Origin of the sequence: Thiomicrorhabdus sp. (genome assembly GCF_963662555.1) — a bacterium.
Taxonomy (GTDB): domain Bacteria; phylum Pseudomonadota; class Gammaproteobacteria; order Thiomicrospirales; family Thiomicrospiraceae; genus Thiomicrorhabdus.
This window is the reverse complement of sequence record NZ_OY759719.1, coordinates 634828-648392: the sequence shown is the minus strand read 5'-3', so window position 1 is coordinate 648392 and position 13565 is coordinate 634828. Positions and strand designations below refer to the sequence as shown.

General features: G+C 38.1%; 15 protein-coding genes. All 15 read right to left on the bottom strand.

What is annotated here, in order from left to right; genetic code table 11:
- Positions 1–1326: a hypothetical protein gene (locus tag ACORJQ_RS02690; RefSeq protein ID WP_321325788.1), complete on the bottom strand. Its 1326-nt coding sequence runs from the start codon at positions 1324–1326 to the stop codon at positions 1–3.
- On the bottom strand, positions 1323–1796 hold the full coding sequence (locus ACORJQ_RS02685) for a hypothetical protein (protein ID WP_321325787.1): 474 nt from the start codon (positions 1794–1796) through the stop codon (positions 1323–1325). Before ACORJQ_RS02685 ends, ACORJQ_RS02690 begins: the two co-directional genes overlap by 4 nt.
- 53 nt (positions 1797–1849) lie before the next feature.
- On the bottom strand, positions 1850–2701 hold the full coding sequence (locus ACORJQ_RS02680; RefSeq protein ID WP_321325783.1) for a type II secretion system protein: 852 nt from the start codon (positions 2699–2701) through the stop codon (positions 1850–1852).
- A gap of 10 nt (positions 2702–2711) precedes the next feature.
- A complete protein-coding gene (locus tag ACORJQ_RS02675) occupies positions 2712–3503 on the bottom strand; it encodes a type II secretion system protein (protein WP_321325781.1) in 792 nt (263 codons plus the stop codon).
- Positions 3504–3802: 299 nt separating this feature from the next.
- Complete coding sequence (locus ACORJQ_RS02670; protein WP_321325779.1) at positions 3803–4501, bottom strand: response regulator transcription factor; 699 nt, start codon at positions 4499–4501, stop codon at positions 3803–3805.
- Between the two features lie 47 nt (positions 4502–4548).
- Entirely contained in the window at positions 4549–6474 is a 1926-nt protein-coding gene (locus ACORJQ_RS02665) for a sensor histidine kinase (protein ID WP_321325778.1), read from the bottom strand.
- A 95-nt stretch (positions 6475–6569) separates the two neighbouring features.
- The gene (gene gspN, locus ACORJQ_RS02660; RefSeq protein WP_321325776.1) at positions 6570–7460 is read right to left on the bottom strand and encodes a type II secretion system protein N; all 891 of its coding nucleotides are present in this window, start codon (positions 7458–7460) and stop codon (positions 6570–6572) included.
- Between the two features lie 80 nt (positions 7461–7540).
- Positions 7541–8035: a type II secretion system protein M gene (gene gspM / locus ACORJQ_RS02655; RefSeq protein ID WP_321325773.1), complete on the bottom strand. Its 495-nt coding sequence runs from the start codon at positions 8033–8035 to the stop codon at positions 7541–7543.
- Positions 8019–9266, bottom strand: coding sequence for a type II secretion system protein GspL (gene gspL, locus ACORJQ_RS02650; RefSeq protein WP_321325771.1), 1248 nt, complete (start codon positions 9264–9266; stop codon positions 8019–8021). The genes gspM and gspL overlap by 17 nt, the downstream gene beginning before the upstream one ends.
- Complete coding sequence (gspK, locus tag ACORJQ_RS02645; protein ID WP_321325768.1) at positions 9256–10239, bottom strand: type II secretion system minor pseudopilin GspK; 984 nt, start codon at positions 10237–10239, stop codon at positions 9256–9258. The genes gspL and gspK overlap by 11 nt, the downstream gene beginning before the upstream one ends.
- Before the next feature lie 57 nt (positions 10240–10296).
- Complete coding sequence (gspJ, locus tag ACORJQ_RS02640) at positions 10297–10902, bottom strand: type II secretion system minor pseudopilin GspJ (protein WP_321325766.1); 606 nt, start codon at positions 10900–10902, stop codon at positions 10297–10299.
- Positions 10892–11266 (bottom strand): type II secretion system minor pseudopilin GspI, encoded by a 375-nt coding sequence (gspI, locus tag ACORJQ_RS02635; RefSeq protein ID WP_321325764.1) that lies wholly within the window; start codon positions 11264–11266, stop codon positions 10892–10894. The genes gspJ and gspI overlap by 11 nt, the downstream gene beginning before the upstream one ends.
- 13 nt (positions 11267–11279) lie before the next feature.
- The gene (locus ACORJQ_RS02630) at positions 11280–11792 is read right to left on the bottom strand and encodes a prepilin-type N-terminal cleavage/methylation domain-containing protein (RefSeq protein WP_321325763.1); all 513 of its coding nucleotides are present in this window, start codon (positions 11790–11792) and stop codon (positions 11280–11282) included.
- A 22-nt stretch (positions 11793–11814) separates the two neighbouring features.
- Complete coding sequence (gene gspG / locus ACORJQ_RS02625; protein WP_420719569.1) at positions 11815–12249, bottom strand: type II secretion system major pseudopilin GspG; 435 nt, start codon at positions 12247–12249, stop codon at positions 11815–11817.
- 81 nt (positions 12250–12330) lie between these two features.
- Positions 12331–13554, bottom strand: a complete 1224-nt coding sequence (gene gspF / locus ACORJQ_RS02620; RefSeq protein WP_321325759.1) for a type II secretion system inner membrane protein GspF — start codon at positions 13552–13554, stop codon at positions 12331–12333.
- Positions 13555–13565: the final 11 nt, after the last annotated feature.

The window sequence follows — 13565 nt, the reverse complement described above, 5'->3', positions numbered from 1 at the left end:
CTATTCCTTATTTCCAGGAATCATTATTAACTGGAATCCATTATTACCATTTTTAGCAACGAAACCTTTATCTTCAATTTGGTAGCCTTTCTCACCTAAACGTTCTATAAACATACGAACCTGTTTAGAAGCAAAATCTAAGTCTTGGTCAACAAAGCCATCAACTACCATTCCATGGGGTTCATCTTCATCCTGGTTATATAATCTAATGTCATTTATATGAATAAACTTATTTACACTTGTTTGTAGGTCAGCAATCATTTGTGGAATAGAATTAGATTGAGCAATAACGTATAGCTCTTCAATAAAATCAATCTTATCCTTTTCAAGAATTCCAGCCGTTTGATTATTTTTAGCTACCAGCTGTTTAACGTTCATCAATTTCGACTCAAACTCACTTGATACCAGTAAATTTTTTGTAGAGTCAGCATAGTCTTCAGCAGATTTTTGCCAATTAAAGCCAGCTATAAAAGCACCTACACTTATTGCTAAAACAACGCTGGCTACCCAAGGTAATATTCGCTCAAAATTAAAAAGAACCTTACTTGTTTCGCCCTTAATGGCATCGCAACTTGAAGCTGATTGAAATAAGCCATCCAAATTACTTTCAAACTTGGTATTGTTTACGGATATAGATTGTTTTTTAGCTAAAGAAACTGTGCGTCCAGACAAACTTTCAAATCGTTCTGCTAATTCAGCAGGCGAGTCGTCGGCACACCATAAAAACCACTGAACATTCTCTATTCGAACCGATTGCTCTGATTCTAAATGGTTAAACTCAGTGGTTAAATAACCAAGGGCACTATCCCAATCTTGCCCATCATAAGAAGCACTAGACACTCTAATGCTATGTATAGGAAAACCTGTATCTGCAACGACTACATCGAGTACATCGCCGTGTTGAACAACCACAGCTGAAATACCTTTTTCAGCCACTTTCAACATAACACTCCACAAAGGAATATATAAACAATGATCGCTGTGTTTTTTTATAACCTCAAGATAAGCGGCATATTCATTAATAGGCAGTGCAGCATAAAACACATTTTGTGCTTTGGCAGCTTTTTGACTCTTTAAAACCAATACCTCACTCGCACCTTCCATATCACCACGACTGCGAAGTTGCTTCTCAATGACTGCCGCGGCATAAGAACTACCTTGGTGAACGGTTTCGATTCCTGTCAATGCATGATTAAAGTCAGATAAAACAATTTTGGGACCTGAAATTTCCTCAAGAGAATCAACTAAAGTGGCTTTTTTACCCTCTAATAACCAATACTGATTATCAAGATGCAATACTCGCTTAAAACCTAAAGGTACACTCATAATGGTCTCCGAATCATATATTCACCTTCAAGCAATAAATTAATCTGGTTTGAACTTTTTGTTGTCCAATGAAAAAGGTCATCTTTTTCACTCATTGTTTTTAAAGCAAATTGTTTAGGCTTAAACCATTGGGCCTCTTTGTTAGAAATGCCTTTTAAGAATCCAGAGACATCTTGTCTTGAAATAATGCTATTTTTAACAATGACACTTTTACTGCTCCAACTCTCTTTATTAAGAGCGTTATCTGTCACCCCTGATTGAATAGAAAGTAATGTATTTTGATAATCTTCAAATCCAGGTAATTGCTTTTCAAGCTCAGCCATCACACTGACTTTTTTCTCAGCAGCCAAATAGTCTTGCTGAGCGGTTTGAAGTTTTTGCCACTGTTGAACTGAGTAAGAGACTGACACTACTAAAAATATTGCCGCCAAAACACCCAATCCAAAAGTTAATATTCTGAGTAGTGACATTAAAACCTTCCTCCCAACACCGATATATTCATTGATTAATGTTAATAATCAATCTACTGATCCATCTGCCATTGTGCTGTCAATAACACAATTCGATTCTCATCCTGATTATCACCTTTTCCATCGGCTGTAGCTGTGGCTTCTTCTCCAACCTTATATGTACTATTTGCACGCCATTCGACCCCAGGCTGCTGACTGGTATTTGCCCCATTAGTATTTAAAGCGGCATCTTGCTGACGGAAACGACCTTCAATCGCATCAGGCTTACCATCAATCATCGTATCCAAAGTACGAGCTAAATCAGGAGTAAGTCCTCTCAACACAAGAACATTACCAGCACCACTATTAGTACCATCAGGATTCCACTGAAAACAAACCTGCAATTCCGCAGGGTTGCCATTTGCATCTAAGTATAAATAGCGATCTTCTTGGCCTTCTGCACGACCTGGAGGCATTTTTAAGCCCGCTCGGTCAAACAATGCATGAAGATCTTGCTGTGCAAGCCCTGCATCACCTAACCCAACGGTATTAGCGGCATAACCTTGACCATGACAGATTTTCAGACCAGTGCCTTGAAAGTTATTAGCAACGCCGGCTACATTTCCGTTTACATTTCCAGAGGCACCACCGCTTGAACCACTACCAATATTAGCCTCTAAGCCATTAACCATATAAGTTGGAGCGACTTGACTATCACCCAAAACCACGCCAATACGGGTATAGTATTGGTCATAGGCGGTCTTCCAAGCGGCTACAAATTTTTGATATATTTTTTGGTTTTCAGCATCACGCTGTAAATCTTTACCAACAGAAACAGCACCCAAAATCACCCCAATAATAGCCAAAACAATGGCCATTTCAACAAGGGTAAAGCCTTTTATTTTGGCTATTTTTTGCATAGTCATGAGTGTTCTCCTATTGATTCATTTTATAGATAGCAACCACGGTGATAACCTGATCTTCATCCTGATTATCTGAAACATCAGTTGCACTGGCTGTAGCCGCTGACTGATCCTGTGCATTATTTCCAACCCACTCAATACCTGCGATACCACCTGTGGTATTCGCTACGCCTTGCTGTCTAAAATTACCTTCACGAGCATCCGCTTTTCCATCAATCATCTGGTCTAGCGTTCTTGCTAAATCAGGGGTCAATCCAGCTAAAACCATTACATTTCCTGATCCATCAGCAGTCCCTGGTTTATTCCATTGAAAACAAACCTGGACTTCCTGAGGGTTACCATTACTGTCTAAGTAAAGATATCTATCTTCTAGACCCTCCGCACGCCCAGGAGGCATGCGAATACCCAAGCGATCAAAAAATGAATGTAAATCTACATCGGCATTTGCTCTAGTCATCTTGGGTGCTTTGGAACCCTGACAAATAGCATTAGGCTCTGAAACCGCAGTCATATCCCCACCTGAAATAGGAGAACCCGTTGCCGCTGCATAATTTTCTCCATTCACCATAAATCTTGGTTGAGATTGACTATCTCCAACTACGACCCCCGCCCTCTGATAATAAGTGTTGTAAGCTTGCACCCATTGATCAACAAATTTTTGTTTGATTTTGCTGTATTCAGCATCTCTTTGCAGATCTTTACCAATAGACACCGCACCTAAAATTAAACCGATAATGACCAATACAATCGACATCTCAACTAAGGTAAAACCACGTTGCGACTTATTATGTGCTTGATGTTTCACGATGCTCTCCCAATCGTTAACTAGACTCTTTTTTGATAGAAATTAAACTTTAAAAACACGGTCTTTGTTGCCTAAAAACCTAGGTGGCAATAGCTAAAAATACTTTAAACATCCGAGCAGATAGCTTAAAAAATCAACATAAAGCACCACGCCAAACCGCTAACGAGTGAAAGTATGCTCTTTTTAAGAGAGTATTACCAACGACTAATTACGACTAAATGCGACAGAAACCGACATTTATAAATTAAAGAATGCCACGGGGGAGGAGGGGAGGATGAGAATATTAGATTGGAAATGAATTAAATAATTTCTATTGACTCTATAAAGGAATAACCAATCGAATGAATTGTTTTGATAGGCTTGGTTTTATCCCCAGATATGGGTTCAAGTTTCTGACGTAGCCTTCTAACCAAGACCTCCAGACTTCTTGAGTCATAGGAATCTTCTTTTTTATTTAGAGCTAAAATGAGTTCTTTTTTAGTAACGGCTTGACCTGGCATTAATGCCAATCGATTTAACACCATTTCTTCAAGTTTGGTTAACTTAATAGGCTCTGGATGGCTTTTATGCTTTAAACTCCAATCCAAGGCATTTAATATCCACTCTGCAGGGGTTAATGAAGGAGATACTGCCTGCTTTTTATTATGAATATTAGAAATAATTGCTGTTAGCTCTTCTAAAGCAATTGGCTTAATAAGGTAAGAATCAATTCCCAACTCAAAACCTTGGATACGATCAACAACCTCACCTCTCGCAGAGGTAATAATGACAGAAATATCATCACTTAGTGGCCTTTCTTTAAGCCACTCCATACCATCATCACCTTCTAGATTTAGGTCTAAAACAACCACATCAGGCGTGTTTTTAGCCAACCATTTTTGAGCATCATTGAGATTACTAACACCAACAGCAAATGCATCTTCTAAATTTAAATAAGAGACAACTGCATCACGTAAATCAATTTCATCTTCAATAACTAATACATTAATACCATTCATAATCAGTCGTGTAACTCCTTAGCTAAAGACCTAACTTTTGCATAAATTTAAGCACGTTTAAAGCTTAAAACAAAACGGCTACCTTTTGTATATTTATCATCTACATAAACCGTTCCATCATGAAGTGCCATGACATTTTTAACTAAAGACAGCCCTAAACCACTTCCTGAGACACTACTGGTACCTTTACCACGAACAAAACGTTCAAAGATTTTTTGCCTGTCATCTTCAGATATTTCTGACCCAAAATCTTCAACACAAAGATGAATAGATTCTTCATTCACCACAGTCTTAATAACAATCAAGCTTCCAAGAGGTGAATATTTAACCGCATTATCTATTAAATTATAGAGCGCCAGTTTAAGTAAAACTGAATCAGCATGAATCGTAACATTTTGTTTTTCAAACTGAAACTGATGGGTACTGTATGTTTGTTGAATCATTTCTTCTAGCGATTCTATCCATTCAGACAATTCAAAGGTCTGAATTTCAAAAGAGAAAAGGTCGTTTTCAATTTTATCTGAAATCAACCAGTCATCAAATAGCATTTCCATTCGCTGAGTGGTCATGCTCATAGTATTAAGACGGTTTTTACAGTTATTTATGCCTCTAGATGTCTCTTTTCTTAACAGAGAAATTTGGCTTTTAATAATGCCCAAAGGATTTCTTAATTCATGGGTAATAAAGGATATAAAATGTGAGTATTGCTGAACCAACCCATTTTGTTTTTCCAACATTTGCTCTAGCTGCGAAGTTCGTTGTGAAACTTGCCTTTCTAAACGAAGATTGGTTTGAGTTTGTATTTCTGCCAAATATTTATTAGAACGTTCTTTTTCATCCTGTATTTGAAACACTTTCATCGCAAGAATATATGCAAAAAATGCAAATTCAATCACAGAACCAGGAAAAGGAGCATTACGTGTCAATATGTTATAGGGTAACCATCCTAATGCCAGCAATGACAATACAATCATGCCTGCAAAATAGGCAAACAAGCCAATAACATATAAATTAATCAGCTTTTCTTTTCGTAGCAGAGACTTAAGTGATAACAAGATAAGGGTTATCATCGTTATAGTGACAACCAAATTATGCAACATAAAGCCTATTTGCAAGTCATAACCAATAAAAAACATCACTAAAACATACAGTACAATCAAAATATTGAGGAGAGTATGAAAGCGGGGATTATGTTTATGAGTCTCTAAAATAGATTGTGAAAATTTAATGAGAAATATAAAGGCAATGGGCATGAATATATACAATAGATTATTCAACCATTCATTGAAAAACATAGGGATTAAGCCGTTATACAAGGCCACCCAAACTGAGTAGCTCAAACTATAAAGACTATAATAAATAAAGCTTGATTCTTTAAGATACACATGCAAAAACAAGTAGAAAAGTGAGAGCATGATAAGAGCGACAATAATCGAAGAAAAAATCATTGACCGTTTCAATACATAAGAATAAAACCCCTTTTCTGAAGTAGCTAATAACGCACCGAAAACACCTAAATGTCCTTCCAGCTCAACATAGATTACTCTTTCTTCTTGAGGTTTTAATTGAACTTTCAAATGCGGATATGTATCCATTACATCTCGATACTTAACATCAAGATGCAAACCTTTAGAAATTTTCGTTAATTGATTATTAATTTTTTCGTAAAAAACAACTTTATGTAAAGACGTTTCTGTTATCCAAAGAAAGGGATTAAGAGGTTCGTTAGTGATATTTTTAAGTTCAATCTTTATCCAGTGGTTACCACCAGGATAACCAAATGAAAAGTGATTAGAATGGGACTGCCAATCGTTTTTATTTATAACATCGGTAATTGAAAGTTTTTGAGAAGCATCAAGATAGCTTTCTATGTCTATAAAATGAGGGGCTTCGTCACTTGTCAGAACCACCGCATTGGCAGTTGATGCAAACAGACATAATAGAATCCAAAGCCACAATTTTATTTTTTTCATCCAGCATTATGCCTCTGTTAACATGCATCAAAATTTAATCAATAAATCATCTTAAATTAGATACATATCCAAACACAAGGGTTGTCTCAATTCATCTAGAACAAACTACCTTGCAATTTACTTACATAATTCGTTGCTGATTTTTTACGCATTAGAAATGCCCAGTCAGGTAGATCATTATCTGATTGTGCATTGAGATTAAAGTCAACTTGGTAGGCTAAACGTTTATTTAATGTGGCTGCACCAGTTAAAGACCAGCTATTTTGTTGACCATTTATTCGAGCCATAATTTTATCTTTTTCAAGCGTGGCGTTTATAGCCAATCTTGGGAAAGCATTATTCATAACCGTTAATGAATCCACTTGTAAATTAGCGGTAAAGCTTTTAAACCAATTTTCGCTTAATTGATACTCTCCAACCAACTCATTCACACCTACCTGGCCTGTTAAATTTTGTAACATTGGTAATTGAGGGATATCTAAGGTAGGTATTTTCTGGATAAGATGGTTTAAATCTGCAACGCCAGATACATCGGTAAATACAATAGTACGCTTAGCATGAGCGGCAAACACTTGCGTGGATACCAGGCCTGTTAAATTTGATTGATTTAACGTCCAATTCAGATTCATTTTTATGTTGTTGAATAATAATGAAGTAAGGTGCCAATTCCAACTCAATGAACCAATGCTAATCACATTGCTCGCTGAACTTGATTTTATCGAACTCAAATTACCAGGCCTGGTATTTTGAGTTTGATAGGTTTGAATTGCCAAATCAACTTCACCCTGCCAAATCGTTCCACGTGAAGCCAAAATATGCAGATTTGAGTTTGAGTTAATTCTCTGTTCAATAGCAGATTCTATTGTTGGTTGTGACAATACCCAGCTAGCTGGCAATTGCACGATAACAGACAACAAAAGTGCGACTAAAAAAATCACACTTAACCCTGCGGTCTTTCTTTTATTAACCGTTAATCGTGCAAACATCTAAAGCGTCCTAAGAAGTAATTTATAACCAAGTTTCTAGGTGTTGATCGAAAAGTCATACAAGAGAAATTCATACCGCATTAATTTACTTTAAATTGCATATCTGCTTTTACCAGGCCTGGTGCAACCCAATTCACTTGCAAGGTTTTAGGCACAACTCCCTGCCTTTCAAGCAATGTCAGCCATTTAAATAAACGAGTCGCATCTACTTGTTCAAAGCTCACTTTACCGCCCTTATCTACACCTTGTAATGTTTTAATATCTTTAAACAGGTTTTGCTGGCGTAAACTACTTTGCAATAATGACATTAATCCATTTTGAGTATCAACCTTTTGTAGGTTAGTACTACTACCTTCGGCCAGTAAGGCTTTTGCAGCAGGTATTTGTTTATTGAGCCACTGCCACTCTTGTTCTGCCGTGGTTAACGTTTGTTGTGCTTGTCGCTTTTGATTATGGATTGGTGACCAAATTAATAGGTATAACAAAACCAACACTAGAAAGACCGCCAAGGCTTTAACCAAGGTTTGTTCACGGGCATCTAAATTTAACCAGGCCTGGTTAATTTGCATCCACATAAATCACCCCCTCAGCACCCTCTGCAGTGACATTTTTTAGGTTTAGAGTCATAGTATATTCGCTATTTTTAGATTCTTTCTGAAGCGATATTAACCGTTCTATCTCTTTAGAACTCGGAGCACTGACTGTGATTGCTAACGCCTTCTGCTTTTTATCGCTTTGCCATTGCAACTGTTCAACTTTTACCGTTTTAGCTTGATTAAACCAAGGTTCTATCTGTTGCAAAATAGGCATTAAAAATTGAATTTCTTTATCGCCTTCAGCACTCTGTTTCAAATAGGTTAACGCTTGAGATTTAATATTAACGATACGTTTAGCCTGAGGAAACATCACCTTAAACAGCTTGGTATTTTGCTGAGAAACATAAGCGGCTTGTTTTTGTAGTTGATGGGTTTGTAACATTTGCATACCCAAATACAATACAATCGTTACCAAAAATAGTACCCCAATCCAACGCCATTCGTACCAATGGCCTTTCTCACTCGCATTACTTTTATAAGCAGACTGACTTAAACTCAGCGGCAATACTTTGGCTAAATTTTGTGAATGACTAGTAAGCAGATCTTGGTCGGTAACCGTAGTTTCATCAATATGAGCATCCGCTTGCTGCTTTTTCAAAAACAGATTGTTTAACGCCTGTTCTTTAATTGCTACATACCAATTTGTATTACCCGCAAAGCCTTGATAACCACTGGTTCTAACTAATACACATTCACCTTGATGATAAATTGTCCAAGCTTGCGAGTCTTGAGCCAACTCACCGTTACTGTTTTCCAACCTAAAACAGTTCGGTATTAACTGCACATGCTGTAACCCAAAAGACTCAACCACACGTTTCCAGTTTTTCATGTCCTCATGGGTGGCAATCGCGACCGATACCAAACCCTCTGTTGTTCGGTGATAAGCTACAACGTGATAGTTTTCAATTGATTCTGCCAAGCTCTCTTCTAAAGAAAACGGCAAAGCAGCCATCCAGTGTGCCTTGCGTTTACCTGGTACAGTAACTTCGGTCATCACAATTTTTTGAGTTGGCAACCAAACAATGGCAATTTCTTTGGCTAATCGACGGCTCGATTTAAGTTTAGAAATCACCTCTTCAGTCTTTAACAATTGCCCATCAATCGTTTGAATTTGCAACTCACCTTGCAACGAGATACTAGCTACTAGCGAATTGGCTAAAATGCCATCTGTTTGCTGTATTTCGGTTTGACTATGGTTCTTACCCAACACTTAACCACCTTTGCACTAATATCACTTCGTTCTCGCTTTTTCGATTAAAAATCGATGTAACAATCTGTTTTACATCGCCATAATCAACACGTGCTTCTAATAAAAAATAATGACTTTTTACATCCAAAACCTGACTAGGGATGTCTTTACTAATCTCTTCAAGCGTAAAGCCAGTAATACTCACTAAAAAGGCTAAAAACTGATTAATATCTTCAGCCGGTTGAGCCTTTCTTTGTTCTATCCATTGTTTAGCAACGTCTTCTGTTAGCCAGTCAGCCATGGCCATTAAAGTAGTTGCATCGGCAGTATTCACATTAATCGCCGTTACTTCAGGCAGAGCCGTTAAGTCGCTCTCTATTCTTAGTAAGTCTTTCTGATTCAACCGTTCCATACCTTGTAAGCGGCTTATCTCACTAGGCATAACCATCGGTTCGTTTGCTGCTCTATAAGCGGGTTGATTTAATAAATACACCTGACTTTCTGCACCATAATCTTGAGTGTCATCATCGGCATCTACCCAGTCTTGGAGCACATCAGAAAAACCAACAAAATTCTCTTCAGGCAACTGTATCGCTAAATAACGATCCACCATTTTTTTCCAAAAAATGCGGATTTTACTATCTTTTTCCAGCACGTTATTTACATTTAAACGCGCTTGCAAATCTTGTAATCGCCCGCTAACTTCTCCATCAGCAAACGGTATTGGGGCTAAAGGTTGTGCCCATTGTTCATTTAAATGATCTGTAGCGTTATTTTTCGCATCAGCCATTAGGCCTTTTTTAACCCAGTCTTCAAAACCATAGGCTACCGAAATAGAATGGGCTTGATGAATCATAAAAGTACTACGCTGTATATGCACTTGTTGGTCATATAACAATTGGCTAGACACCATGCTTACCAGTGCCACCACCAACATGACAGTAAGCAACGCAAAACCTTGTTGAGTTTTTGGAGCTTTCTGTTTTTTATACATCACGCCACCCCATAAACTGAGGTGACAAAACCGTAAGTCTTTGCCTTTTTAGTTGCATCAACCTACTCCCAAAAACAAACGTGATAACTTACCTAACGTTTTGTGCTCAATAGTGACCTTAATCGCTCTTGGCAAAGCACTCAAAGCTTGGCTAGAGGCTGGCCAAGATTGAACCCAATGATTATTAGCACTAAGTAACTCAATATCAAATCCAGTCACATCTTTGAGTAATACCACTTTTTTAGGTTTGGTGTCTGGAGCTCTATCCATTACTGGCCACGTTAATCGGTACAACACCTTATTTTCTAAAATATAGCCAACACGTAATAAACCACCATTGGCATTTGGTGTGGCAAACTGAGCGTTTCGGCTTAACTCTACCCCGGTATCATCACGGTATTTAAATGCGGCTATTTTTGAGCCTAATTCATCTTCTACAGGTCTAGGTACGAGCTGAACAAAATCTTGCTCCATCCACCACATTGCTCTTTGCAATTTTTCAGCTTGGTTAGAGTGTTCTTCAACACTCGTTTTAACATTCACCATGCTGTCAATCGATTGATAAGACAACACGGCAATCACTGCAGAAACCCCCAAAGCCACCAGCAACTCAATAAGAGTAAACCCACCTTGCTTTAGGCGATAATTTACTTTACTTGTCATTGGTACCTACAACGCTAAATAAATTAGCTGAAACTTCTTCGCTTCCTTGTTCTTTAACCTCAACAGACAAGCGGTAAATTTCTGGCAAAAAAGTGGATTCTGTTTGTGAGGTGACTAGCCATTTACGATTTAACATCTCCACCGTTTGAGTAGATTCATCATTACTCCCAGCAGAAATTTGCTGCTGAGCAATCACATTTTCTGCCACCCAAGTTGCTACCACTCGTGACTCTAAATGTGATTGGTTAGAGACAGTTACTCCTAAACTTCGGCTCACTGCAGATAAGGCAATAGCAATAATCGCCAAGGCCACCATGACTTCAATTAAGGTAAAGCCAGCAAATTTATTGATTCTCTTAACCATGCTAACTTACGCCTTAATCTCGAGTGAACTCTAGTGCTTCATTCCAACTGAGTTTCATTTCTCTGTTGGTTGCAGAGCTACCAGTATTTGTATCTAAGTTCTTTAATGTAATGCTGCCACTTAAAACATCACCACTGGGCCAAAACACCCAACCAGGCCTGGTAAGTTTTTGTTGCTCTGCAAAATGTTCATCCAAAACCCAAGAGACTTCAAATCCATTTTGCCAAGCTAAATTGGCAATATCATCTGCAGGTTGCCATTCATAATTCACATATTTGTAGGTGGTTAAGCCTTCATCATCTGGAGCAATTAAATACATTTTTTGATTAAAAGCCGATTGATCAGCTACCTGTTTGAAATAGCTTTCAATTTTAGCCTGCTGATTCTCGGCCAAATCTTGATTAATCCGCCCTAATGAAAGAACCCCAACCGAAACCACCACACTCATAATGACCACAACAACCATTAACTCTATCAGCGTAAACCCTTGCTGATTTTTGAGTGATTCTAGAGCACGGTTGGCCATTAGAGTTGTCCTTTTAAATGGCTTACTTTATGTTCCATTGGCCTATAGTTGCATTCACACCTTCACCCCCTTCTACTCCGTCAGCCCCATAGGTAAACAGATCAAAAGCACCATGTTCACCTGGCGATAAATACAAATACGGATTGCCCCATGGGTCAAGAGGTACATTATCTAATAGATTTTTCCAATTTTTTGGAACGGGATCTGTATCCGGTTTAGTCACTAAAGCTTCTAAGCCTTGATCAGTTGTTGGATAAACAAAATTATCTAATTTATATAGTTTTAAGGCCGATGAAATAGCTGAAATATCTTGTTTGGCTTTAACAAGACGTGCTTCATCAGGTCGATCCATTAAATTAGGAACAACCAGGCCTGCTAAAACTGCCAAAATAACCACAACCACCATTAACTCAATCAGTGTAAAACCCTTTTGAAGTCTCAGTTTTTGTTTATTCATTAATCTTTCCATTAAATTAACCTTCTTAAAATAGTTAGTTTTCGTTTTCCATTTGGCTTTTCCGTAATAAACCTTTAAGTGTTAATTACCAACCATTTGATTCATTTCAAAAATTGGCATCATAATTGCCAATACCACAGTCAATACCACCGCACCCATTACAATAATCAAAATAGGCTCTAAAACACTCACTAATGTATTGGCCGCAGTTTCTACTGAAAACTCATAATGTTTTGCACCCTTAAGTAACATGGTATCTAACTGACCTTTACCCTCACCCGTTCTTACTAGGTTCAATAATAATGGCGGAAAAAACCCCGCAACTTGCATAGATTTTGCAACCGATTCACCTTCACGAACATCAGACACCATTTTAACCACGGCTGTTTTTAACGGTTCTAAGGTCACCACCTCAGCAGCAATCTTAAGTGCATCTTGAATCGCTACACCACTCGAAAGTAAAACCCCTAGTGTTCTTGCCCAACGAGCCGCCGAAGAGTAAATTAAAAAACGACTAATACCAGGGGTATTCAGTAACATTTGATGTACTTTATAGCGACCTTTTGGTTGACGCATTAACCAAATAAATAACCCCCACACTGCAACACCCATAAACAATAACCAACCCCACTGATGTTGAATAAAGTCACTAAAGCTCAATAAACCTTGAGTTAAAGGCGGCAACGTCTGTTGCATATTATCAAACACCTTAACCACTTTAGGCACAACATACATCATTAAAAAGAACACAATCACAACCGCAACAACTACCATTAAAATAGGATAAATTAGGGCTGTTTTCATCTTCTTATTAAGCTGGTCACGCTGCTCAATGGATTCAGCTAAACGAGACAACACCTTATCTAAATAACCACTCTCTTCACCCGCTTGAATGGTGGCAATAACATCCGTGGGCACGGTAAATGGTGCTTGGCTTAATGCACTGGCTAAACCATGCCCCTCAGCAACCTTAGTGTGCAAGCTGGTAACAAAACGTCTCATCTGTTTTGATTCAGCCTGCTGTGCCATTGATTTTAAAGCCTCATTAAGAGGCGTTCCCGCATCTAAAAGTGTATATAGCTCTCGGGTAAATAAAGATAAATCTGCTGTTTTAATGGGTGATACAAAAAGAGAACGGCTTCCTTCTAAACCCGCTTTAGGGGCTTTTGAAAGTGGCTCTATTTCAGTAGGAACCAGCCCTTGATCACGTAACATTTGGCGAATTTGTTTTTCAGAATCACCCTCTAAAAAGCCTTTTTTAAGCTTGCCAGAAGTGGTTAATGCCTTGTATTCAAACGCTGGCATGTAAAAAATCC

Bases quoted from the DNA above. Each gene is read 5' to 3' on its own strand.
- gspF (WP_321325759.1), bottom strand. From the start codon at position 13,554: ATGCCAGCGTTTGAATACAAGGCATTAACCACTTCTGGCAAGCTTAAA.
- ACORJQ_RS02630 (WP_321325763.1), bottom strand. From the start codon at position 11,792: ATGGCCAACCGTGCTCTAGAATCACTCAAAAATCAGCAAGGGTTTACG.
- gspM (WP_321325773.1), bottom strand. From the start codon at position 8,035: ATGTGGATGCAAATTAACCAGGCCTGGTTAAATTTAGATGCCCGTGAA.
- gspI (WP_321325764.1), bottom strand. From the start codon at position 11,266: ATGGTTAAGAGAATCAATAAATTTGCTGGCTTTACCTTAATTGAAGTC.
- ACORJQ_RS02690 (WP_321325788.1), bottom strand. From the start codon at position 1,326: ATGAGTGTACCTTTAGGTTTTAAGCGAGTATTGCATCTTGATAATCAG.
- gspK (WP_321325768.1), bottom strand. From the start codon at position 10,239: ATGTATAAAAAACAGAAAGCTCCAAAAACTCAACAAGGTTTTGCGTTG.
- ACORJQ_RS02670 (WP_321325779.1), bottom strand. From the start codon at position 4,501: ATGAATGGTATTAATGTATTAGTTATTGAAGATGAAATTGATTTACGT.
- gspJ (WP_321325766.1), bottom strand. From the start codon at position 10,902: ATGACAAGTAAAGTAAATTATCGCCTAAAGCAAGGTGGGTTTACTCTT.
- gspN (WP_321325776.1), bottom strand. From the start codon at position 7,460: ATGTTTGCACGATTAACGGTTAATAAAAGAAAGACCGCAGGGTTAAGT.
- gspG (WP_420719569.1), bottom strand. From the start codon at position 12,249: ATGAATAAACAAAAACTGAGACTTCAAAAGGGTTTTACACTGATTGAG.
- ACORJQ_RS02680 (WP_321325783.1), bottom strand. From the start codon at position 2,701: ATGACTATGCAAAAAATAGCCAAAATAAAAGGCTTTACCCTTGTTGAA.
- ACORJQ_RS02665 (WP_321325778.1), bottom strand. From the start codon at position 6,474: ATGAAAAAAATAAAATTGTGGCTTTGGATTCTATTATGTCTGTTTGCA.
- ACORJQ_RS02685 (WP_321325787.1), bottom strand. From the start codon at position 1,796: ATGTCACTACTCAGAATATTAACTTTTGGATTGGGTGTTTTGGCGGCA.